The sequence below is a fragment of the Pseudoalteromonas sp. Scap03 genome (assembly GCF_013393115.1).
Classification (GTDB): domain Bacteria; phylum Pseudomonadota; class Gammaproteobacteria; order Enterobacterales; family Alteromonadaceae; genus Pseudoalteromonas.
In genome coordinates this window covers 562688-585848 of the sequence record NZ_VDEU01000002.1, presented here as the reverse complement: position 1 = coordinate 585848, position 23161 = coordinate 562688, and the positions used below count along the sequence as shown (strand labels likewise).

Sequence of the window (23161 nt, the reverse complement as noted above, 5' to 3'; positions counted from 1 at the left end):
TTAACCAAAGACAATAATGTTAATTGACTGAAGCGTATTGCGGGGAGTTAAATGATGTAGGTAGAAGTTTGGTTAGGTTGGAATAAGTTAACATTTTAGTTATGTATTTATTGTTTTTTTTATTTGTTAGCATTTTTATGCTGTTTTAATTAAATATGGGCTCAATAATACTTAAAAAGCAAAAAAGGCGGTTGGCTTTTTCTGTGTAGTCGCTTATTCTAGCTGCGTAATTTAGTCATTAAATGTAACTTTAAAGTTTACTAATAATTTATAATTTTCTTCAATCCCCAAAGGTATGCCTCGTTTGAACCACATAGCAAAACAAAAAGCCAACTCTGTATTTTTAGAAGGTGTCGTTTGAAAATACCTAAACGCCTACAGCCATTAGTTGATGATGGTTTTATTGATGAAGTGATCAGCCGTTTAATGAGTGGTAAAGAGGCCGATGTATTTGTCGTCGTCTGTGGCGATGACATTCGCTGCGCTAAAGTATACAAAGATGCCAGTAAGCGCAGTTTTAAAAAAGCTGCACAGTACCAAGAAGGGCGAAAAGTGCGAGGCGGGCGCCAAGCCCGTGCTATGGGTAAACGTTCAAGTTACGGCCGTCAATTAGAAGAAGAAATTTGGCAAAATGCCGAGGTTGACGCGCTGTCGCGTTTATCTTCAGCGGGTGTTCGGGTACCGCAAACTTACGGCTGCATTGACGGTGTATTGCTAATGGAACTTGTAAGCGATGATGAAGGCGATGTTGCACCACAACTTGGCGCGGTTGATTTAACTGAGCAACAAGCCATTGAACAACATACATTAATGATGCATTACATCAAACTAATGCTATGCGCTGGGATTATTCACGGTGACTTATCGGAGTTTAACGTACTTGTAGATAGCAACGGCCCAGTAATTATTGATTTACCCCAAGCGGTTAATGCCTCTGCTAATAATAGCGCCGAGGCGATGTTTGCCCGCGATGTAAATAACATGCGCCGCTATTATGGCCAATTTGCACCTGCGTTATTACACACGCAATATGCCAAAGAAATGTGGGCACTGTTTGCAGATGCTAACTTAACCCCGCACTCAAAACTCAGTGGCGAATTTGAAGACGACAGCGAAGCTGCAGATGTAGATTCAGTACTTGACGAAATTCAAGCCGCCTTTGATGAAGAGCAAGAACGTAAAGAACGAATTCGCGACGCCGATGAGCAATAATCTTTAATTTACGTGCTGAGTTTTATATAGTTTTAACTATTAGATCAAAACTTAGCATGTAGGTATGAGCCATAAGGGATGAGTTTAGCTCGTCACTGCAAAATCTAAGTTAGTTCTGTCATTACTATCAACGGGAACCGACAGGTGTGCATTTAACTAAAAGCAGCTTGATACTATCCATTAATTAAATGCCATTGAGTCTGCAAACACATTTTCATTATCAGTGTAATAGCTGATAAATTCTTCCTCATTAAAATCACATGTATAAAAAAAAGACGTTGTGACGGTCTTTTTATTATTTATAGTTATTTCGAATTCAGCCTGTGATGCTTTATTAAATAAAACACGACACTTAGTATTTAAGCCTAACGAATAAACTTTCCCATCAATTTCGATACTGTTGTTGCCTAAAGTAATTTCATTGGGAGTTGTTAATAAATGCAAAAAGTAATAGAGCCCTGTTAAATAGAAAAAAGGAGAAACAAACAAAGCAGCCTTTATCTTTACAGACTCAGAGTCATGTAAGTAATAGGTAGAGATCATGGATATTATTGAGAACAAAACAACCATAACAAAATTTGGAGAGAGCCAGTTTTTGGTAAATTTAAATATCATCTTCGATCGCAGAGGTAAGAGTTACGGTCGACTCAATAATTTAAGCTAACAGAAACTAAGGTTCTAAATTTGTGGCCTATCTTATTAAATTAACAATGGTATTTCTACATTTAAGCGCCTGAAAAAAATATGCACTTCGCCCATTCCCTTGTGTTTACCTGCCAATCTTTTTGACCAGGTTATTGTGATATCGTACAAAGCCCACCTTGTCGTATTTTCGACAACTTTTTAAGCATAAACGAGAGAGTCCTGAATAACTAAAGTTGACACTTTTGCGAAGTTAGACAAAGAGCGAGAAGCTGTTAGTCAGAGTTTTTCTGTGTGACGTGAAGTTTTACTCACTTGATTATCAGCTTGTTGGCGGTTTTTTCAATCTATTCTTAAAAGTTTTTTTGTTGTTATTTTTGAGTAGTTATCGTTTAATAACATGATGTTTTTTAAAGATAACTATTAGCGAATCTTCACCTCTTTAGTGAAAGCTAATGTCGGACCACACATAAGGAAATAGGTATAAAATGGACACTACAATACGAAAAGCTGAATCAACCGATATCGCTGCAATAAAAATGCTGTGGCAGTTTTACCAATATCATCAGAGTATATTTGACTTAGAAGATGTTGGTTTAGATGGTTGCTATGATATTGATGAAGAATATTTAGAATGTGTAGTTCGTGGTGAGGAAGACTGCATTATTTATCTTGTACTCGTTTCTAACCAAATTGCTGGTTTTGCTACCGTAGAACCAACTGAGATCGTTGGCAAAGAAATACCTGAGTTGGCTGATATTTTTATTCTACCCAAATATCGAAAACAAGGCATTGCTAAATTCGTTATTCAAAATTTGATGTCTGTTGAAACAAATCAGTGGCATGTAGCAGTTCATTTAAACGATAGTTTAGCGTTAAAATTTTGGAATAGTTTGTTTGCTAAATTAAATGTTATGCGTGTTGATAAAGTTGATCCTCCTGAAACAGAAGGCTACCACGAGTTTGTTATCACAAATAACTAGCAAGATTACAACGTCTTCTGCGCTTAAGTAAAATTTGGTAAAGAGCGAAAACCAGCCATTGAGATTGGCTAAATATCGTCGTTAATTGATTAGTTAAACTGCTTTTTGCGCATATATTCATGAAAATGAGCGCTGCGCGCATATTGGTTCATTTAACTCTACCTAAAAATTTTAGAAAACGTAGTGATAGTAATGTCTTAGGTTATTTGCTAAAACTATATAAAGTAGGTAAATGAGCGTTAAGTCGGCAGAAATATGCGCGATGAGCGCACTATTAAATTGTTATATTTTTTAGGAGGCATAAGTATGTTCGGTTGGTTGTTCAGCATATTCAGCTGGCTAACGGAGTTATGGGGAAAAGTCCCCGATCCAGTTAAAGAAAAAATTATTAATATGATCGTCGAAACCTTTGAAGCGATGTTTAGAGAGTTTTTCCGTTCAAAGAAAAAAGAGCAGGAAGCAAAAAATGAGCAATTTTAAAGATTTTGTGAAATCTAGGGTTGGACAAAAAATGATTAGCTCTTCTTCAGCTCAAGGCTTGGCTACTCAAATAAGCGGAACTATAGCCACTACAGGTTTAAGTATATCTAGTAATGATAGAGAAAAATTCTCATCTGAAGTTGTACAAGTCGCGAATAGTGATGAAGTTCTAGCTGAGTTAAGCGAATCAATTGGTGATCCAAAAAAAAATGAAAGCGAAGATGAGTTCGTTGAGCGTGCCAAATCTACTCTCGCTAAGATACTGAAAAATAAGTTAATGAAATAAATATAACAAGCCACTGCACTCGGAAATTTTACTCGCTTCGCTCCCAAAATTCCGGTGAGTGGGGCGTTATGTTGACTTTATTACACTCCACTTGATGAGCAGCTAGGAATTTGTATATTCCTGCTGGGAAGTTGCGGTTGAATTTTGGTGTTTCGTGTGGCATTCTACGATCTTGTTTCAACAACTGGATGATTGATATGATTGGCAAGACAAATGAAAATAATGTAACAACGTTTTCAAGTATTACGCTGTTAATACTTAAAGAGTTACGCCTAGAACGTAATATACATCAAGCTCAAATTGCAGATATGTGTGATAAAACACCTAGTGCATGGACAAAGATAGAGACTGGTCGTAGTCCTCTTTCTATGGAGATGTTTTTTAGAGTTTGCAATGGGTTGCAAGTATCACCCTCTGCAATTCTGTCAACAATGGAAAGGTATGCTACTTTGTTAAGTCAAAATGGTTGGGCTGTTATTTCAAAGCTCCTTGAATTCAATGAAGATATGCTGTTAACCGAAGCTCAAGAATACTACTCTAGTCCAGGGTTTAAGGCTGCCCAACATCAATTTACGTTTAACTCAATATTAAATGGTCCAATTTATAATCTGGACGGTACTGTGACACCTATACCAGTGTTTTTATTTGCTTTAAATCCAGAATTTAAAGAGTTACAAAAATCAGATATCAAATCAGTTATTTAACAATCAACATAACAAGTTGCTTAAACGGAAAATGCTCCTCACCCGTTTTAGTGGACACCTCCTCATTACTTTGAGGAGGCTAAAATGCCTAGATATACCCAACCTAGAAAGACATGGTTTTACCCAGTTAATTTTAAAATCAAAGCAGTCGAACTAAGCTTACGAGACGATGTCATGTCAAAGGACGTTGCCGAGGCGCTAAATATTCATCCGTTAATGCTGAGTCGTTGGCGAAAAGAGTATCGAGAAGGTAAGTTTAAAAACGTACCGCGCTATCAAAGCAACAATGAAACAATGAGTAAATTCCCAACAAAAAAAGAGCTGGATAACATTCAAAAGCTTAAGAAAGAAAATGAGCGTCTTAAGCAGGAGAATGACCTGCTAAAAAAGTGGCAACGGTATCTGGCGGAAGTACATCAGAACGATTTGGATTCATCCAAAAATTCGGACAAGCCTTAGGTGTAAAATACTTGTGTTCTTGGCTTAATGTTTCGCGTAGTGGGTTTTATGCTTGGCGTGACAGAACAGTGTCAGCTAGAGCGCTGTCAGATGCTAATATGTTGTTGAAGATAAAGCACGTTTTCAATGTAAATCATCAAACCTATGGTAGCCCACGCGTATTTCATGCGCTAAAAAAAGAAGGTATAAACACAAGCCAAAAACGTGTTGCCCGCTTAATGCGAGAAAACGGTTTAAGAGCCAGAGCCCTTAAGACTTACAGCAAACCGGCGAAGGTGAAGTTCTTTTATAAAGAGATAGAAAACAAACGCAAAGATAGTGAAAAGGCCACGGGGATCAATCAGCAATGGTCTGGCGATATTACGTATTTAAAAGTCGGCGCTCGTTGGCATTACCTTGCTGTGGTTATCGACTTATATTCACGTCGAGTAATCGGCTGGGCGTTTGGTAAAAACAAAACAACAGACCTTACGTTAAAGGCGCTAAGGCTTGCGATAAAGAAACGACAGCCAACAGAGAGTGTATTATTTCACACTGACCGAGGCGCAGAATACCGTGCTCACGTTGTACAAAAGTATTTGGCTAGCAAAAACATCAAAGCCAGTATGAATAGGCCTGGGTGCTGTACTGACAACGCAGAAGTCGAGTCGTTCTTTCATTCGCTTAAAGCAGATTTAATTCGAGGAAATAAATTTGAGAGCAGCGGTAAACTATTATCAAAATTAAAGGTTTACCTAAATTATTTTTACAATAGACAGAGATTGCATTCGAGTTTAGGATATAAATCACCTGCCGAGTTTGAATTGGCAGTTAATTGAAACGTGGACGGTGTCCACTTTATCGGGTGAAGATCAAAATTAACAGTTGGCCATCGCTTCGCGATTATAGCCAACCATTAATTTCCGCTTAGCAAAGCGTTATATAGCAAAGGAAAGTCAGTGCAAATTGAAACCCAAAGGTTGACTTTAAAACCAATTAGTAAAGATGACTGGGAATTTTTTGAGGAACTTCATCAATCAAGCGGTGTACTCAAATATGTCAGCGATCCATTTACCGAATCTGAAATAAGTGAACGCTTTAATTCTCGCTTAGGTGAATGGAAAAAGACTTCAAATCAATGGTTAACTTTAACAATCATTGAACACGCAACTGGGAATAAAATTGGCGTAACTGGCTTTTTTCCTGAGTGGGAACCATATCAACAGGCTGAACTTGGTTTCTTGCTAAGTCCAAAATTTCAAGGCAAAGGGTATGGCAAAGAGTCAACTAAAGCCGTTATTGAATATGCATTTAATCAATGTAACTTCCATAAAGTGATCGCAACTGTCACTGAAGGTAATTCCCCTTCATTTAATTTACTAAAAGCTTTGGGCTTTACTCATGAAGGTACAATTCGAGATAACTTTAAATTAGGTGGCAATTGGTGCAACGATTTAAAGTTAGGGTTACTTAATCATGAGTACAATGCTATATAACAAGCGCATTAAGTAATGGGACACATAATAGTTGGCTTGTCGCTCGTTCCTCGCTAAATTATAGCCAACTATTATTTTAGTCCGCTTAAGCTGGCGTTATGTTGAAAAGAGTATGTCGAGAGTAAAGTCAGCCAAAAATTTTAATGTTAAAGCCGAGGGGCATATAGCTAGTCATTTCATTCTAGGTATTTTTCTTGCTTTTGTTGGCCTTAAAATAGTTGAATACTTAGATTTCAAAAATGAAACTTTTACAATCATTGGTGTTGGTATTTCTATCGCTCTAGTTTTTGCTAGTTTAATTCGAGGCTTTATTCTTTATAAAGCCTCATCAGAACCGTTTCGCTGTAATGAGTGTAACTCTGAGATTAAAGCACCGCTCAAAAACAGTATGGCTGACGGTGAGGCAATAATTTACGAATGTTCTACTTGTGATATCTTATGGCATGTAGGAAATACAAGCAGTAACTAGCAGTTTCAACATAACACATATGAGCCTTAACTCTGTCAATAGGCATTAATGTTCTTTTTGACCGTTTTTATAAATTGACGGTCAATTCTAAACCAATAAACAAATTCGTTTACTTTGTCTGTCGATACGGCTGTTAAGCAAGTAGCTTACGGCAAACACATATAGGGTGCGTTACGCAGTAATATCTTATTGCGATCTCATCGCTGTCAGGTTTTTCCCATATCCTTTTGGGGTTGCTGGGGCACTAGACATTCATCGGTTAACCTCATCATGGCACTATTAAAGGCGGCTGGTTTTGATGATCCAGTTAGATTAAGGTGCGTAACGCAGTTATCAAGTCAGGTGTAAGCGACTTTGTTTATTGTATTAATGCACGCGTACTGAGCGTCTAATCAAGACAAGTGGCTTAGGTCTGTAGGCATATAATCAGGTAAAACCTTGTTGGTTATTAACTCACCCAATTGATTGATGCTCAGCCTTAAATCCAGTTAGATGTTCAGCTCACTCAGTACCGTGACTAACTCTTTAAGAATTTTGCTTCATCGAATACCGTCTCTTTTTTAAGCATGTAATAAACACAGCGACCAAGCTTATGCGCAAGCGCTGACAGTGCTTTGGCTTTGCTCATTCGCTTTTGTAGTTTTTCAAGGTATTTGTTAGCGTTATGATTGTGGCGCAGCAGTAATACGGCAGCTTCCGAGAAAGCCCATTTGAGATGTGCATTGCCAATTTTATTACCTTGGGTGCCATAGGTTTTGCCAGCAGACTCCGCTTTGCATTTGACCAACCGACTGTATGAAGCGAACTTTTGTACGCTTGAAAAGCGATTGATATCACCAATTTCGTAAATAATGGTGTTTGCAAGAATACGGCCTATACCATTAATTGTTTGCAAAATATTAAGGTGAACAGGGTTGTGTTGCTTGGCCATTTGTTCAATATAATGCTCTAAAGGCTTAAGCTCATTGTGATAGCAATCGAGTATGGCCATATTTAAATTAATAGATCGTTGCACAACGGGATCAGGGAAGTAATAGCGCATCTTTTCTCTGTCGCAAACGTTCTTTAAGTTAACATTGTGGGCAGGTAAATTGTACTGGCTGGCAGTATTGGCTACATGGGCTTTTAAATCAGCGCCATGACGAACAATTTTGGTTCTTCGCCGTAATAAGTCGCGCGTAGCACGAATATATTTGTCATACACATAAGCGAGTGGAAAGTTACCACCACGGATAAGTTTGGCTATTTTATACGAATCTATTTTATCGTTTTTAGCTTTACCGCCATGAATTGCCTTCATGTATAGGGCATGACCTAGAATAAAGTCGATAGTGTGCTCTTTGCAAAAATCAGCGACCCAATACCAGCAATGCATGCACTCCACGCCAACAACAATATCGCCAATGTAGGGTTTAAGTAGCTTTAGTAGTGCTTCTGGGTCATCTTTAATTTTCTTGTGAACAAGGATAAGTTCTGTATTATCAATGATACAGACGTAAAGCAATCGGGCATGTAAATCGATTCCACAATAATATGGATGCATGTTATTGTAAAAGTTCATTGAGCTTTCTCCTGTAAGGTTGGTTGCCTTTTCAGCGTAGCGAATAAACGCGATGCTGGGGAGGAGGCTCAATGAGTATCAAGTTGCTTAAACGGACAAAAAACAGTTGGCTTTTGTTCACTTCGTTCACTATTTTAGCCAACAATTTTTTGCCTCTGAATGAGGCGTTTTAGCAATACAACAAACGGGGTTTCGCCAAATGAAGGGTCTACAAAAACTAGCTGGTATCGCAGCAATTTTCCAAGGGCTTATTTACATAGCAGCCTTTGTGTATTTTGGGGCTTTTTGGTCATATCCGGTTGATGGTAGTCCAGTCGAAAAAATGACTTACATGGCAGAAAATCAACTTCTATTTTCAATGATCTATTTTCTAATGTACGTGGTGTTTGGCATTTTTCTGGCCATACTCGTTATTGGTATGTATAAGAGGCTTAAATATAAAGTTAATCCCTTAATTACTATTGGATCTCTATTCGGGGGCATTTGGGTCGGTCTGGTGATCGCAAGTGGAATGATTTCGAATATCGGGCTTGATCATGCAATCGATCTGATGGATGCAAATCCAGAAAAAGCCCTTGATATGTGGATAATCGTTTCAGTGATAACAGAAAGTATAGGTGGTGGAAATGAATTAGTTGGCGGACTTTGGGTTCTATTGATTAGCGTAGCAGCAATACAAGAGGGCAGATTACCCCGGTCATTTAACTATCTCGGATATTTTGTAGGCATAGCGGGCATTGCAACGGTTTATCCTGACAAACTATTTACTGAAATATTTGGCGTATCACAAATTGTTTGGTTTATTTGGTTGGGTATATGTTTACTAACCGAGGAAAATGCTAACAAATCAATCCAGCAGACCGCTAACGCGTCGGCTGATTGAGGCGTTAAGTGTTCAAGGAGGAAACATGGTCAAAGCTACTTGTCATTGCGGTAATATCGTTATAACAGCAGACATGCTACTAGAATCCATTACCAGTTGTAATTGTTCAATGTGTTACCGGCTGGGTGCTCTTTGGGCTTATTACACAGTCGATCAAGTTGATATTAAAGTAAAATCAGAGGCTACTGTTCATTTGTGGGGTAGCAAAGTTCGCTCATATCATTCTTGCACTTTTTGTGGTTGCACGACTCACTACACACAAAAAAGAGATGACGGTACAAATAGGGTCGCAATCAACACCAGAATGGCTACTCCTGAGCTATTTAAGTCTGTTAATGTTAGGTTTTTCGATGGTGCTGATACCTTTAAATATGTTGAGCAATAGGGCACTTAACAAGAGTCGTAAGGTTACGACAGTCCGCTCATGGCTGTGAGTTCAACTGGTGAATGCAACGCTATCCTTGTATTAATTGAGGCGCTCATCTTCAACTTAACTTATAGTCGAAATTAGAGTGTTGATTTAACGCGCTTAATTCGGTTTAATATCAGGCAATAAATATGCTGAGTAATGCAGGGACGACTTAGGGCAGCGCATTTTATTAACGTGGCCTAATTAGGGCATTAAAACCTTCCCTTTATAAACTAAAGCCCATTGTATGAATAGTTCCCACGCAGACACACTAACAGGGAGTGTTTCAGTTAATATGTGCCAAGGATAGCTCATTGAAAAAATTAAGATTTATACTCGTTCTACTTACCGCAGTGTTCTTTATAGGTATGATCATACCAGATGACATTGTTATTCCTGTTGAGGGTGCAACACCCAATGATTGGAACCATAATACTTTTTGGTATGAGCCATGGGGAAGCTCTGTGGTCCATAAAGGGATTGATATATTTGGTAAAAAAGGGACTGCCACACTTTCTTCTAGCAAAGGCTTAGTCATTTATACGGGCACAACACGAAAAGGCGGGAATGTAGTGGCAGTATTAGGGCCTAAATGGCGTATTCACTATTACGCGCATATGGACAGTTACTCTGTTACAACGGGTACTGTTGTTAAGACTGGCTCAGTTATTGGTGTTTTGGGAGATTCAGGTAATGCCCAGGGAAAACAACCGCATATTCATTATTCAATCTTATCAATAATTCCAATTCCTTGGTTAGCTACAACACAGACTCAGGGTTGGAAAAGAATGTTTTTTTTAAACCCTCACGAAATGTTTATATAAGTTGTATTAAATAAATATTTACATTAGCGATTAATATCAAGGAGAGTATATGCCTCATTTTATAATGGACTGTTCTGAAAGTGTTTTTGGGGAACATGATGAGGAATACATTATTGAACAAATTCATTTTGTAGCTCACGCTACAGGTTTATTCGACGAAGGTGATATAAAAGTCAGAATAAATCCATTTAATACTTTCTCTGTGGGGAATAAGCGTGAAGACTTTATTCATGTGTTTGCCCATATAATGCAAGGAAGAACAACAGAGCAAAAAGCGAACCTCTCACGAGCAATTGTTAGTAAGCTTGTTGCTTTATTTCCTGAAATTTCTAACATTGCAATGAATATTAGTGATTTTGAAAAAGCGACATATTGCAATCGCACGATGCTTTAGCCAGCTATTATCTGTTATTTAATACAGTTTTGGATGTTTATAAGACGTATGAGTAATTCTCAATTACAAAAAATAATATCTCTTTATACTGCTTTTGTTTTTATACCTACGTTATTGCTTTATTTGATTTATAGTATATTTGGTTGGGTTGTATTTTCACTTACATTAAACCCTATTTTGGGCTATTTTTTGCTGGGTGGTGCATATGGTTTATGGTCACTACATTCATTAATAAAAACGATGAAAAATTTAACGGTATTAAAGCATCCTATCATTGTGAAACTTGGATTGTTATTAGGTTGTAGTTTTTGTCCTGTTGTTTTAACAACGGCTGAATTTAGTACGATGAAACCACAAGAGTTTATTTTTATATATATTATTATTGCACCCTTTATAGCGACTTTTCATTTATTTTATTTATATAATAAACAGTCGACTAGCGCCTCTTGAGCGATACTTTAACGAAACTATTCTTCAGTGGGCTTTATTAAACAAGGAAAAAAAAGGTATGGAACCAGATTACTCAGAATATTCAATTTCAGAGCTAGAAGAGTCATTACGTGCTATCGATCAAGAAGCGTATCCTGAAAGAACAAATGAACTAAAGAAAGAGTTAAATAATCGCCTTGAAAACCCAACAACGAGTCATGAAGTAGAGGATGGTTTTGAGGCGAATGCACAATTTTATAAATGTCCTCATTGTGAAGAAAAAATTGGATTTTTTTCTAAAGCCTTACAAAGTTGGAGCAAGATAAGAGAGTGCCCGCAATGCAAAAAACCATTTGCAGTAACCTTTAATATAAAAGTGTTTTTCATTGCGCTTTTACCTATGGTTATTTTTAATTATTTTATGATAAAACCTGTTTTAGGAACACTGGGATTAAGTAAGTCTATTGGTTTGGGGATAGTGTGTGGTGTGTTAATTATTATATCAACCCGCTTGATCAGAGTTCGTGATGAAAGTGACGCTACAAAAGAGGTTTAAGATAAATTTTGAAATGTTTTGTCTAGGCTTATACGCTTTATAGAAAAGCGTTTTTTGTTGGGAGTATTTTAGTTGGTTCGCTTCGCTCAGCCCACCCTAGGTGAAAATTAAACACTAATCTCAAACTTTAAAATTCCCCGTATTTAGTGGTTGAGAAAATGATCGTTACTTCCTGCACCTCAACTCTTTACTCAATAGTTATACTTTGCTTTAAAAGGTACTCCTTGGCTTCATTGGTATAAGGCTTAAAATTTTTCCAGCGGCCTATGGCCTTGTTGTTAAGCGGCTGACGCACTTGCATTTTGCTGGCGGTTAATACCGGTGCAGTGTTTAAATGAAAATCAAGGCACTGTGGTTGCCAATCTAAGTCGCAATAGCTCACTAGTGTTTAATTGGCAAAGTTAGATCAAACTTGGCGCCACCATATTTACTGTCGCTGACAACAACACTTCCCCCATGCAACTGCGCAATTTCTTTCACAATAGCTAATCCAAGCCCAAAACCAGCTTTCTGATTACCATCATTGATTTGATAAAAAGGTTCAAAAATATTGGCTTGCTGCTGAGGTGGAATGCCTTTGCCATTATCTTCAACAGAAACGACTATTGAGTCAACAATTTTAACCATACAAACATAAACTTCAGATTCACCATATTTGTCTGCATTTTTTACAAGGTTAGTAATCGCGCGTTCGGTTAACGACTTATCAAGTAAAACGCTAATTTCATTACAAATATGATTATTCCATTGAAGACTTGCCTTACATTCAATCAATAACTTTTCCTGTAAATATTGTGAAAGATCAGCAATATTAACTTCTTCAAGTTGTAGATTAAGCTCTGCTCGTTCCATTTTCGCATAACTTAACAGTTCCTTCACTAAATCCTCTAAACAGAAGATTTCATCCTCCAGTCCTTTTACATGAGCCATCATATTGTCGTTTTTGGCAGTTACTAGCATTTCCAAGATCATTTGCATACGAAATAAAGGAGAACGAAATTCATGAGCAATAACATGGGTAAGCTGTTTGTGGCTACCTAAAATGCCTTCCATCTGCTTTGCCATATCATTTAAACAGGTATTAAGTCTCCCAACCTGAAAACGTTTTTTGGTCGACGCGCGTGCAGTCAAGTTACCTTGGCTAATATCAACAAGGGTAGACTCAACACGTTTTAATTTCCGGTGTAGACCAAATAACCAAATAAAACACCCCGAAGCAACAAAACAAATTAGTGCGATGAAAATAGCATCGCCAACAGCTTCGTCAACTTCTAACAAATGATGTGTTTCATCTTCTTCAATTTGGTAATACTGCGCAGGTGAAAAGACTTTGAAGTAATCATACTCTTCGTCATCAAACCATGTTGGCTGGTTTTCTAATGCCTTTTGAATATGAGTGGGAATATTAGCAAATGGAACCGGGCTGATTATGATTTGGTTTTTATCAGCAATAACATCAATAAGCTCTTGTCTGTGTTGCAAAGTTATATGACTATCAAGTTCTTCAAGTAATGTTATTTCTGCAGCAAAGTTTTCAGCTTTTATAATGTTTTCTATGTCAACATAGAGATAGGTATTAATTAAATGGGCAGCAATCATAAAAATATAGAGTGTCGCTAATAGCCCTAAATACAAAGAAATAAATAATCTGGTCATAAAGTTCGCACAATTAAATGTTATGCAAGTAGTTTAGCCTGAAATATGCTCTTATTCTGTATGTGTTTGTATGAATATCAATTACCAATAATCAGGTACAAACATATAACCTTTACCCCTAACCGTTATTACACCTTGTGGGCGATTAGCATCATCTTTAAGCTTTTTTCTTATTTGGGCTATTTTGTTATCAACCGAGCGATCTAAACCGTCATATTCAATATTTCTCAACGATTGCAACAGTTCCTCACGACTTAACACTTGTTCTGCATGCTTAACTAAGTGCCATAGCAGTAAAAATTCAGATGGGGTAAGGGGTACTAATTCATCATTTAATTTGCAGCGTTGCAATGATTCATTCAACCACAAAGAGCCAAAAGCTTTTTCTTTATCTGAACGACTTGCTTGATTTAATTCAGCTGATGTAGTTGCTTCTGTAGAGCCTTGATCTCGTCGTAATAAATTTTTTATTCGTGCTAGCAGTACCCGTGGCTGAATTGGCTTCTGAACAAAATCATCGGCTCCGATTTCAAGTGCCGCCACCTGATCCATATCATCACCACTAGCAGTCAGCATCAATATTCGACCAGAAAATTGACTTCTAACCTTACGACAAACAGATAAACCATCAAGGCCTGGTAGCATTAAATCAAGCACGACCAGTGAGGGCTGAATAGAAAGTATTTTTTCGACAGCGTCAATGCCCGAGTGAACCACTACAACATCGAATCCAAAATTTGAGAGGTAGTCGTGCAGTAAAGATGCTAATTTATCATCATCTTCAACCAGCATAATAGTTTGGATATTCGACATTTAAGATAGATAGCTCACTTAGTAGGTTACTAGTAAAAATATAGCAAAAAAATAAAAAAGAGGCACTAATAATGCCTCTTTTCAGTCACTTCAAATACCATAAATTATGGTAACAAGTATTTATCTAATTCAGCTTTTGTCATCACATGCACCGTATTATGAGGCGCCGCTTCAATGGTAAAATAGTAAAACTCTGGACCCAACTCATTGCCTAACATTTCTCGAAAGAAAGTAAGTTGTGCACCATGACCTTCATGATCTCTACCAAGTTCATTAGCTGGTTTACCGTCTGTACAACACCAAGAATGAACACCAAGCTTTGCACCTTCAGTATATACTCTTCTAAAACCAGCAGCGTATAAATCAACACCACCAGAGTTAATATCAGAAGTTGCTTCAACCATTGTGGTTAACATGGCATTGCGTACCAATCTACCTGTGTGCATATTAATAGCATCATTTACCGAGCCACTAATTTCCTGAAGCAACAAGGTATCAACTTCAGGATGGTCATTAATTAAATCACTGATCTGTACATATGTTAGACTGCCAAGGTCACCATTTATCAGAGCTTGAGTACCAGATACTTCAACTGTACTAGTGCCACCTTCTATCAAAGACTCATTAATAGTCATTCTTATTGGAAAATCACCTTTTTCAGGGTGGCTAATACTACCCTCATATATTGCATTCTCGTTATCATCTTGTGATACCGAAATGTCCTTGCCAAAGAAATAATTATTAGCATCGGCAAGTGCCTCGTTAATATCTTCCAGTTCACTCTCTACTACCCTGATAAATGCAATAGGATCATTTTCTTCAAAATCAAAGCCAAAAAACAAAAAGCCTTTATCATATTGAGCAAAAATCAGATTATCATCTTGATCTATATCAACGAATGAGATGTCATAATTTACACCGTCAATTTGCAGTTCTAATGCGTCAAATTGACGTTTAAAGGTATCAATATATTCAGCAACATTTTCTGGTTGAATATGATGTATTGCTTCTGGGGTTACAGGTGTTGTTGGACCCGTTGTCGTTGTCGGTTCAGTTTTTTTTTTTGAACTGCTACCGCAAGCTTGCAATGCAAGTGCAGTAATAAGTATCGAGATTATAAGTGCTAAATTTTTCATAATGCGATTCCACGTCTTGGTTAATTGAGGCCATTATGAAGATAAGACATCAAGTACAATAGCATGAAATTGTCGCGCTAATGTATGCAAAGCACTTACAATTGATAATAATTGGTAAGGTATTTTACTTTGTCGGGCGACGCATTGCTTATTCGAGCTATTCTGGCACAAAGCAAGCTATTTCTAAGTTCATACATTTAACTTTCAAACCACAAACCCTTACTCAAAACTGATATTTTGCTTTAAAAGATAAGTCTGCGCTTCATCTGTATGTGGCTTAAAATTCTTCCAGCGGCCTATGGCCTTGTTGTTAAGCGGTTGGCGCACTTGCATTTTGCTAGCGGTTGATACCGGTGCGGTGTTTAAATGAAAATCAAGGCACTGTGGTTGCCAGTCTAAATCGCAATAGCTCACTAACTCTTTTATTTTTTGCTCTGGTGCGGCGATGAGTTCTTCGTATTTTACTAGTTTAATATTGCTGTGCAGGGCGCTAAAGTGCTGCATCAGTTTATAAAAACGGCTGTAAAATTTAGCGGTGTCGAGTAAGTCTAACGAGTACGCGTAGTAGGGGTTGTTAATGGTAAATAGCTGGCGATAGTTACCAATACAGGTGTCCATGGGGTCGCGAAGTAGGCAAATTATTTTCGCGTTTGGCAGTGCTTTGGTAATTAAATCAATATAAAAAAAGTTAAACGGTAGTTTATCAATAAAGTGTTTATGACTGCCGGTTACAACACGGGTTGCTTCAAGGTAAGTGCTGCCAAGTTTTGTAAAATCAAGCTGGTAAGCTTGGCTTAAGGTGTCTTTATCGAGTACTTGAGGCGTGTGCGTTTGGCTAAGTTTTTTTACACTTAGGCCAAAGTCTTGCAGCTCGCCCGCCGATTGTACGTCGCTGTGGCTTGATAAAATGCGCTCAATTAATGTGGTGCCTGAGCGCGGCATACCTAACACAAAAATTGGCTCACTGCTTTGGTTGCCAGCTGTTTGTTGGTTTTTGTATTTATCACTGAGCTGGTTTATATGTGCAAATAAAGCCTCAGACGCTTGATTATCAAACGCCTTATTAGCGAGTTTAGCTGCTTTACCTTGTTGTAATGCATTAAAGGCCGCTGAAAACTCTCCTAAGTCTTGATATTCTTTTGCTAGCGCATGACCTATATGTAGTTTAGCGTCGGGGTGATTGACCTGTGTAAATACATTTTTTAATCGCGTGATGTGGTTATTATGTTCGGTGACTTTAGTTAAATCGGCTAAGGCAAAATGACTTTGATGATGAAGCGGGTTCAGTGCAATGGCATTTTCAAACGCGTGCTGTGCTTTATCAAACTGGCCTAAAAACTTAGCGCATACTCCATAGTTATAATAAAACTGCGGTTGGCTGCTGTTACTCGCCTCAGCTAAATTTAACGCGCATGTAAAGTAGTCAGCAGCATGCTGATGTAAACCCGCTTGGGTGAGCGCGACGCCTAATGTATCGGCATCAAGTGCTTTACTAATATGTTCAATCTTAACGCTGAGGGCGGTGTTTTTTGCTTTTTGTAAGTCGCCCGTAAGAGCGTAACACTTGGCAAGTTGCGCTGTATATTCAATAGACTGGGTAAAGCTTAATGCTTTTTCAATTAGCTTTATCGCTTTGTAAATTTGGCCAACCTGTAAATTAACCATAGCGAGCAAAAAGTAGCCATCAGCAAAGTCTGGTTTTTGTGTTACCAGCTCAACCAGTGCTTTATGCGCTTGCTGAATATTGCCTTGGTTTAAGTTGTTGATAGCGCTTTGGTGTAGTTGCTTTAAGTTTGGCTGCATGAATACTCTTATAAATAATATACTTACAAAATCAAGAGGCTCAAATTAATTTGAGCCTCTTGATTGTACTTAAACTTATCGTTTAATTATATTTCAAACTGATAGTTAAATTTAATGCCAATAGTAAGCGGGCGATTAATAAAGTAACCATAGTTACGTTGTATGTCTGCGCCATTGGCTGTTGTAATATCCGCATCTGAACGACGAACAGAAGTAACCGCATATTTATTAAATAGGTTATCTACATATAAAGTAGTCGACCACGCATCGGCGGTTAATTTAGCTGAAATATTACTTAAGCTATAACCCGGGAGTGCTTCACCGTTGTCACGTAGGCCTACTTTTGAAATTACATCACTTTGTGCGGTTAAACCATAGTTAATATCAAGGGTTTTGTCGTTAAACACTTCTGTTTGGTAGTTAATACCCATAGAGAACTGGTGCTCAGGTGAGCCCGGTAAACGGTCGCCATCTTTTGCGCCATCAGTGCCATCGGCATTAAATAAATACGGAGCGTCTGAGGTTAGTTCTGCTTTTGTATAGGCATAAGTTGCATAGGCTGTAAATGAGTCTGATAAAATTGCACGCGTGGCAATTTCAATCCCTTTCGCATTTGCGCTACCAGCATTTGATAAGTAAGGTAATTGGCCTACTATTGTCGCACCGGCAATTTGTGCGTTATCCCAATCTACATTGAATAGGGCGGCGTTAAAGTGTAATTGGCTTCTCATCCAGGTACTTTTAAAACCTAGCTCATAGTTAGTGGTTGTATCGGCATCGTATAGCATTTCATCTGGTTTACCACAGCCTGTTTGTTGGTCTTCAGGTAGAGGTGTAGGGCAAGGCACTAAGCCATTTGAGCCACCAATTCTAAATCCTTCACTTATAGTTGCATACGCCATCACTGAATCTGTAAATTGGTATTTAGCATTAAATTTGAACAGATTACCGTTGTCACCGGCTTCGTTCTCTTCAAAGTTAACTGAAATTGCATCAGGTGCAGTACCTTCATACAAGGTATTTGCTAATGGGAAATCAAAAGCCGCTTTTGATTCTACGTCGTATTCGTAAAAACGCGCGCCAATGGTAATGTCGAGTTTATCGGTTACCTGGTAACCCACTTCACCAAAAAGTGCAGACTCAGTGACTTTGCTGCCAGTAATTTCTAAATACTCTAAAGAGTCTGGTCTTAGCTGTGCGCCACCAAAATTATCAACTGCGAACTGATCAAAGCCTGGCGTAAACTCTCTGCTTGATGCGTCGGTATCGGTTTTATTGTAAAAACCACCAACAATCCAGCTTAGGTCGCTATCGCTTTGTGAGACCAAACGTAGCTCTTGAGTGAAGGTATCGACTTCGTCTAATTCACGGGTAAATGCCGAAAACGAAGGAAACTCTTCGTAGCCATAGTCTAAACGAATTAAAAGGTCAGTTTGGTCGCGTTGACCATCGGCTTCAAAGTGTGAAATACCGGTAGCTGATACCAGCTCAGCAAAACCTAAGTCGGCTTTAAGTTCAAGGCTGAGTAATTGATCTTCTTTTTCCCGTGGCTCTTCAAAACGGTACGCTGACTCGTATTTGCCGATGCGATCATTTAAACCATTATTTTCGTTTAGGCTATTGTGATGAACAATTGAGCGACCTTCGGTGTCTTGCTTTTGATAGAAGTAGTTTAATGTGCCTTCGAATGACTCGTTTGCCTTGTAACGTAATGAAATACGCCCAGTTGTGGTGGTTTCACCGTTGGCGTCTTTTACATTTTTAAGATTGCTGTTTACTGCATCAAGGTTTGTCCAATCAGGGTCGGTGATCGACACACCTGGTTCACGAACGGTGTAGGCGTAGTCAATAAACCCTGGGTCTTCATAAATATTTAAGCTGGTACGTACCGCCAGTTTGTCTTCAATTAATGGTAAGTTGAAGATAAAACCGGCTTCGCCGCCGATTGAATCACTTTCTTTAGTTTGAAAAACATCACCAAATACTTCACCTGATATAAAATCAAGCTCTGGCTCTTTAAGCATGTAGCGAATAGCGCCACCTAATGTACCAGCCCCGTATAGTGTGCCTTGTGGCCCAATAAGTACTTCCACTCGTTCTACATCAACAAGGCGCATATCTACCGATACTGGAATTTCGTTAATGTAAGTGGCTACCGTGCCGCCATCTGATGAAGGGCCTGATGAATTTGTATTTAAACCGCGAACTATAATAGGTGAGCCAGAGCGACCACCTTGATCAGTAATTGTTAAACCTGGCACCCAACGCGCTACATCGGCTAATTCGCTGATATTTTGGTCTTTCATTACATCGGCATCAAGCGCAGTAATGTTAAGAGGCGCAGCCTGAATAGAGCCACTTCGGCGTGTTGCTGTAACCTCAATAACTTCAAGCGATTTATTTTTTTCAATAATTTGCTCTTGTGCTGTTGCATTACCGCTAAATAATACACCGCTCAGTGCGCTTGATACAGCCAAGGTTAACAGGCTTGGTTTAAACATAAAAATTGATCCCAGTTAGATTTAGTACGTTAATAAATGAGCACTAATAGTATCAGGGAGTTTTGTTGATGGAAATAAAAATATGAATTTTAATTCACTTTTTTAGAATAAAAATTAAACCGTGGGTTTTTACTTAAATTTAAAGTTTAAATATAACAAGGTGTTTGTATAAATAATGCACACACAGTAGATGGTATATATTGTTTTAAGTGCAACAATGAATGGTGTGAAAGGAGAGATAAAACGCAGGCTTAGTTATACTAAGAGGGAGTTGTAAAATAGGAGATGAGAAGTTGCGCCATGATAGTTCATGACGCAATTAAATTATTAAACTCTAAGCAGCAGGCTGCTTTTTACCATTAGACATTGAACTACCTACCGAGGCAATAATCACCAGTAAAATAGCCAGCCACTGCCAAATGCTTAACAGTTCACCTAAAATAACTAAGCCAGCGAGTGCTGCAATTGCAGGCTCTAGGCTCATTACAATACTAAAACCTTGTGGCGACATATTACGTAAAGTAATCATTTCAAGAGTATAAGGCAGGGCGCTTGAAAGCACGGCGATAGCAATACCTAATGGAATAATATCCCAAGTAAATGCAGCACTTTGTGAAATGCCGCCATAAGGCACCAGCACGATGGCTGAAATGGTCATGCCCATCGCAACCGTTGCGCCACCAGAGCTTTGGCTGCCTGTTTTCTTACCAAATAAAATATAGCCAGCCCAACAGGCACCCGCTGCAAGTGCGAGCACTACACCGACTGGATCAAGGCTGTCTTGACCTTTCATATCAGGTAAAAGTAATAATATACCGGCCACTGCACAGGCAACCCAAAATAAGTCACGTTTTCTGCGAGAAGAAAACAACGCGACAGCTAATGGGCCTGTAAATTCAAGCGCAACCCCAATACCTAATGGGATACGTTCTATCGCGTAATAAAATAGAATATTCATGCCGCCTAAACTTAAGCCATAAATTAATATGGGTAAGCGTTGGCTTGCAACAGGGAAGTGTTTCCATGGTTTAAAAATCAAACACAAAATAGCGGCCGAAAACCCTAAACGTAAGGCTGTTGTGCCCTCAGGTCCAACAATAGGAAAAAGCTGTTTAGCCAGTGACGCGCCTGACTGAATCGTCATCATTGCTAGCAATATGCATAAAATAGCCAGTAATAGATCTTTGGTTGATTTTTGCATGGATCTCCTTAAAGATTGCGATGAATTTTGGCGGCATGTTACCTGCTTTTGATCTCAGAGGTAAGTCAAATTTTGTGATCTTTTTAAGCTTAATTCAAAATAGCAGTGTTTAGTAAAGTGAGCTCAAAGGCCAAGCGATAAAATACGCTTATCGCTTAGCCGGTAGTTTTTGTTTTATTCAGAGGATAAATCTGCTGGGTAAACAACACCAAGTTGTGCGCGTGCGGTGTCAAGTACTTGCATTACATCGACAGAAAGCTGATGAGTATTAACGCTAGACTCCCCCTGATTTTGCTCAATGGTATTGATAAAGTTCTCGAGTTCGTACTTCATAAAGTGCTCGTTAAATTCCGTGCTGATAAGCTCTTTATGACCATTGTTAGCAATAAACTCTATTTTTTTAAGCTGCGACACGGCTTCAATTCTAATTCGACCTAATTCCCCCTGAATTTCAGTGATATTTTCGCCTTGTGAAATTTTCGAATAGCTGATCACTGCTTGTCTGTCGGGATAATTTAAAAGCACATCGCCTGCACCATCTACACCACTTTCAAGTAATACGCCGCTGGCGTGAACAGAGCGTGGTGCTCCCCATAATGCAATAACGAGATAAAGTGGGTAAATACCCAAATCTAGTAAGGCACCATTAGCAAATTCAGGTAAAAAAGTATTAGGGCGCTCACCATTTTTATACTTGTCGTAACGTGATGAATACTGACTAAATTGACCAATAAACTTACGTGGTGTGCCTATTTTTTTTAGGGCAGCTTGTAAGTGCGCAAAATTAGGTAAGTGCGTTGTCATCATCGCTTCCATGTAAAGGCGCTGATGTTGCTTTGCCGCAGTTAAAATAGCCGCAAGTTGCTTGCTATTAGCCGCTGAGGGCTTTTCGCCTAATACGTGTTTGCCCGCTTTTAAACACTGTATTGCATATGCACTGTGCAGGCTATTTGGCGCCGCTATATAAACTACGTCTACTTGTTCATCTTGGCACACAGCATCAATAGAGGTAAAAATTTTAGCATCGGTATTTGTTGGATGATTAGCTAAAAAGCGCTCGCCGCTGCTTATTTGGCGAGAGCAAATACCGTATAAATTAAAATTGCTTAGTGTATTAGCCGCTGCCAATAAGGTGTCGCTAATAAAATTAGTACCTACAATTACAAAATTCATGTTTAGCCTTTTGCTGTTTTTAAACAAGGGCGCAGTTTAACAATGTTTGGCTCTAAATGCGCGGGCAGAGCAATTAAACCAACGTTTAATGCTAGTACATAATGTGGCTTGCTCCTGATAACCTAAAAGCTCTGAAATTTGAGTCACCGACAATTGGTTTTGTAATAAATAGTGCTCACATAAGGCGCGGCGAGTGGCGTCTTTGAGCTTTACAAAACTGGTATCGTGCTTTTTAAGTTCTCGGTGCAAGGTGCGAGGGTGAATATTAAGCGCAGCGGCAATAGTATTATTAGCGCTTTGAAATATCGGCAGCATAATGCGAATAAGCGCGCTTACCTGAGCGGGTAAAGATTGGCTATAAGCATTATTTTCAGCTAAAAAGTTAAGTGCTGCTTGGGTTTTATGTTGCTTAGTTACGTTAAGTGTTAAATCTAAGTCTTGTTTGGCAATTAATACACCGGCGCTATTTCTATGAGTAATAACCTTACAGCCAAAATGCTGGTGGTAGGTCTGCTTATTTGCGCCTAGGGTATGAGGTAAAAATACACTTTGTGGCTTACAACGGCCATTACTTATATTTTTTAAAGTGGCAATGGCCAATGCAATGGTGAGCTCTATTACTTGGTTTATTGCCGGTAATGGCCTGAGATTTATAGCGAATGATAAAAACACGTGCTCATTATCATCAAGTGGGTGAGTGGTTAAATTAAGCGCTGGCGTATGTAAGTGCAAATATTTTATCACCCAATCTAGCGCCTCGGCTAAATTAGTGCCTGTTTGAGCGGCTATTGCAATATGGCCTAAAATATCAAAGCTTTGCAGGCTTGCTAGTTTTAAACCAAAATTTGGACAATTCAGTGTATTGGCGCAATGCTCTAATAGCTGTGCATACGCGCGGTAAGTAAGGGTCTCTTGCTCTAGTTTATTAAAGTCCACATTAATGGCGCACTGCTGCATTATGGCAGCGAAACCTCCCCCAAGTTCTGCAATTAAATGGTCTATTCCTTGTAAAGAAGTGGCTCTAATTAAACGGCTCATAAAATATACTTTTGGTGAGGGTGTCTAAAAATAACAAGTTTTTATTCGATGTTCCATGCAAACTGGTTTTTTAA

24 protein-coding genes and 1 pseudogene are annotated in these 23161 nt (G+C 38.6%); 14 read left to right on the top strand and 11 right to left on the bottom strand.

The window, feature by feature from the left end:
- The first annotated feature begins 357 nt into the window (after positions 1–357).
- On the top strand, positions 358–1212 hold the full coding sequence (locus FHG08_RS17965; RefSeq protein WP_178956882.1) for a PA4780 family RIO1-like protein kinase: 855 nt from the start codon (positions 358–360) through the stop codon (positions 1210–1212).
- 180 nt (positions 1213–1392) lie between these two features.
- Here the strand turns inward: FHG08_RS17965 and FHG08_RS17960 are convergent, their stop codons facing one another.
- On the bottom strand, positions 1393–1755 hold the full coding sequence (locus tag FHG08_RS17960; protein WP_178957424.1) for a hypothetical protein: 363 nt from the start codon (positions 1753–1755) through the stop codon (positions 1393–1395).
- Between the two features lie 587 nt (positions 1756–2342).
- Between FHG08_RS17960 and FHG08_RS17955 the strand changes: the two genes are divergently transcribed.
- The 7 genes from FHG08_RS17955 to FHG08_RS17925 all read left to right on the top strand — a co-directional run bounded on the left by FHG08_RS17955 (position 2343) and on the right by FHG08_RS17925 (position 6710).
- Positions 2343–2837 (top strand): GNAT family N-acetyltransferase, encoded by a 495-nt coding sequence (locus FHG08_RS17955; RefSeq protein ID WP_178956881.1) that lies wholly within the window; start codon positions 2343–2345, stop codon positions 2835–2837.
- 255 nt (positions 2838–3092) lie between these two features.
- Entirely contained in the window at positions 3093–3317 is a 225-nt protein-coding gene (locus FHG08_RS17950) for a hypothetical protein (protein ID WP_178956880.1), read from the top strand.
- Complete coding sequence (locus FHG08_RS17945) at positions 3304–3603, top strand: hypothetical protein (protein ID WP_178956879.1); 300 nt, start codon at positions 3304–3306, stop codon at positions 3601–3603. Before FHG08_RS17950 ends, FHG08_RS17945 begins: the two co-directional genes overlap by 14 nt.
- A gap of 197 nt (positions 3604–3800) precedes the next feature.
- A complete protein-coding gene (locus tag FHG08_RS17940; protein ID WP_218648508.1) occupies positions 3801–4307 on the top strand; it encodes a helix-turn-helix domain-containing protein in 507 nt (168 codons plus the stop codon).
- An 84-nt stretch (positions 4308–4391) separates the two neighbouring features.
- Positions 4392–5584 (top strand): IS3 family transposase gene (locus FHG08_RS17935; RefSeq protein WP_178956106.1). Its coding sequence is split into 2 segments (ribosomal slippage): positions 4392–4697 and positions 4700–5584, totalling 1191 coding nucleotides; the frame shifts between segments, so codons are not numbered across the junction.
- A 120-nt stretch (positions 5585–5704) separates the two neighbouring features.
- Positions 5705–6241: a GNAT family N-acetyltransferase gene (locus FHG08_RS17930; protein WP_178957420.1), complete on the top strand. Its 537-nt coding sequence runs from the start codon at positions 5705–5707 to the stop codon at positions 6239–6241.
- A gap of 112 nt (positions 6242–6353) precedes the next feature.
- Positions 6354–6710, top strand: a complete 357-nt coding sequence (locus FHG08_RS17925; protein ID WP_178957418.1) for a hypothetical protein — start codon at positions 6354–6356, stop codon at positions 6708–6710.
- A gap of 517 nt (positions 6711–7227) precedes the next feature.
- Here FHG08_RS17925 and FHG08_RS17920 read toward each other — a convergent pair.
- Positions 7228–8271: an IS110 family transposase gene (locus FHG08_RS17920; RefSeq protein WP_178957416.1), complete on the bottom strand. Its 1044-nt coding sequence runs from the start codon at positions 8269–8271 to the stop codon at positions 7228–7230.
- A 199-nt stretch (positions 8272–8470) separates the two neighbouring features.
- Here FHG08_RS17920 and FHG08_RS17915 point away from each other — a divergent pair, with 199 nt between their 5' ends.
- From FHG08_RS17915 to FHG08_RS17890, 6 genes are all read left to right on the top strand, one after another.
- A complete protein-coding gene (locus FHG08_RS17915) occupies positions 8471–9154 on the top strand; it encodes a DUF4386 family protein (protein WP_178957414.1) in 684 nt (227 codons plus the stop codon).
- A gap of 25 nt (positions 9155–9179) precedes the next feature.
- Positions 9180–9539, top strand: coding sequence for an aldehyde-activating protein (locus FHG08_RS17910; protein WP_178983216.1), 360 nt, complete (start codon positions 9180–9182; stop codon positions 9537–9539).
- Between the two features lie 338 nt (positions 9540–9877).
- On the top strand, positions 9878–10387 hold the full coding sequence (locus FHG08_RS17905) for a M23 family metallopeptidase (RefSeq protein WP_178957412.1): 510 nt from the start codon (positions 9878–9880) through the stop codon (positions 10385–10387).
- A 49-nt stretch (positions 10388–10436) separates the two neighbouring features.
- Positions 10437–10781, top strand: a complete 345-nt coding sequence (locus FHG08_RS17900; RefSeq protein WP_178957411.1) for a 5-carboxymethyl-2-hydroxymuconate Delta-isomerase — start codon at positions 10437–10439, stop codon at positions 10779–10781.
- Between the two features lie 48 nt (positions 10782–10829).
- Entirely contained in the window at positions 10830–11231 is a 402-nt protein-coding gene (locus tag FHG08_RS17895; protein ID WP_178957409.1) for a hypothetical protein, read from the top strand.
- 58 nt (positions 11232–11289) lie between these two features.
- Positions 11290–11766, top strand: coding sequence for a hypothetical protein (locus FHG08_RS17890; protein WP_178957407.1), 477 nt, complete (start codon positions 11290–11292; stop codon positions 11764–11766).
- A 187-nt stretch (positions 11767–11953) separates the two neighbouring features.
- Here FHG08_RS17890 and FHG08_RS19140 read toward each other — a convergent pair.
- The 9 genes and pseudogenes from FHG08_RS19140 to FHG08_RS17850 form a co-directional block, all read right to left on the bottom strand.
- Positions 11954–12151, bottom strand: a pseudogene (locus tag FHG08_RS19140) (sulfotransferase family protein); the annotation flags it as partial.
- On the bottom strand, positions 12148–12618 hold the full coding sequence (locus tag FHG08_RS19135; protein ID WP_372239243.1) for a sensor histidine kinase: 471 nt from the start codon (positions 12616–12618) through the stop codon (positions 12148–12150). The gene FHG08_RS19135 and the pseudogene FHG08_RS19140, both read right to left, overlap by 4 nt.
- A gap of 885 nt (positions 12619–13503) precedes the next feature.
- Positions 13504–14235 (bottom strand): response regulator transcription factor, encoded by a 732-nt coding sequence (locus FHG08_RS17880; protein WP_178957403.1) that lies wholly within the window; start codon positions 14233–14235, stop codon positions 13504–13506.
- 104 nt (positions 14236–14339) lie between these two features.
- Entirely contained in the window at positions 14340–15371 is a 1032-nt protein-coding gene (locus FHG08_RS17875; RefSeq protein WP_178957401.1) for a hypothetical protein, read from the bottom strand.
- Between the two features lie 219 nt (positions 15372–15590).
- Entirely contained in the window at positions 15591–17174 is a 1584-nt protein-coding gene (locus tag FHG08_RS17870) for a sulfotransferase (protein WP_178957399.1), read from the bottom strand.
- An 86-nt stretch (positions 17175–17260) separates the two neighbouring features.
- Positions 17261–19675 carry a TonB-dependent receptor gene (locus tag FHG08_RS17865; RefSeq protein WP_178957397.1) on the bottom strand — a complete coding sequence of 805 codons (2415 nt, stop codon included), beginning with the start codon at positions 19673–19675 and terminating at the stop codon, positions 17261–17263.
- Positions 19676–20009: 334 nt separating this feature from the next.
- Positions 20010–20876 (bottom strand): DMT family transporter, encoded by an 867-nt coding sequence (locus FHG08_RS17860; RefSeq protein ID WP_008115672.1) that lies wholly within the window; start codon positions 20874–20876, stop codon positions 20010–20012.
- A 174-nt stretch (positions 20877–21050) separates the two neighbouring features.
- The gene (locus FHG08_RS17855; protein WP_138621815.1) at positions 21051–22049 is read right to left on the bottom strand and encodes a Gfo/Idh/MocA family protein; all 999 of its coding nucleotides are present in this window, start codon (positions 22047–22049) and stop codon (positions 21051–21053) included.
- A gap of 36 nt (positions 22050–22085) precedes the next feature.
- Entirely contained in the window at positions 22086–23087 is a 1002-nt protein-coding gene (locus FHG08_RS17850) for an AraC family transcriptional regulator (RefSeq protein WP_138621817.1), read from the bottom strand.
- Positions 23088–23161 lie beyond the last annotated feature (74 nt).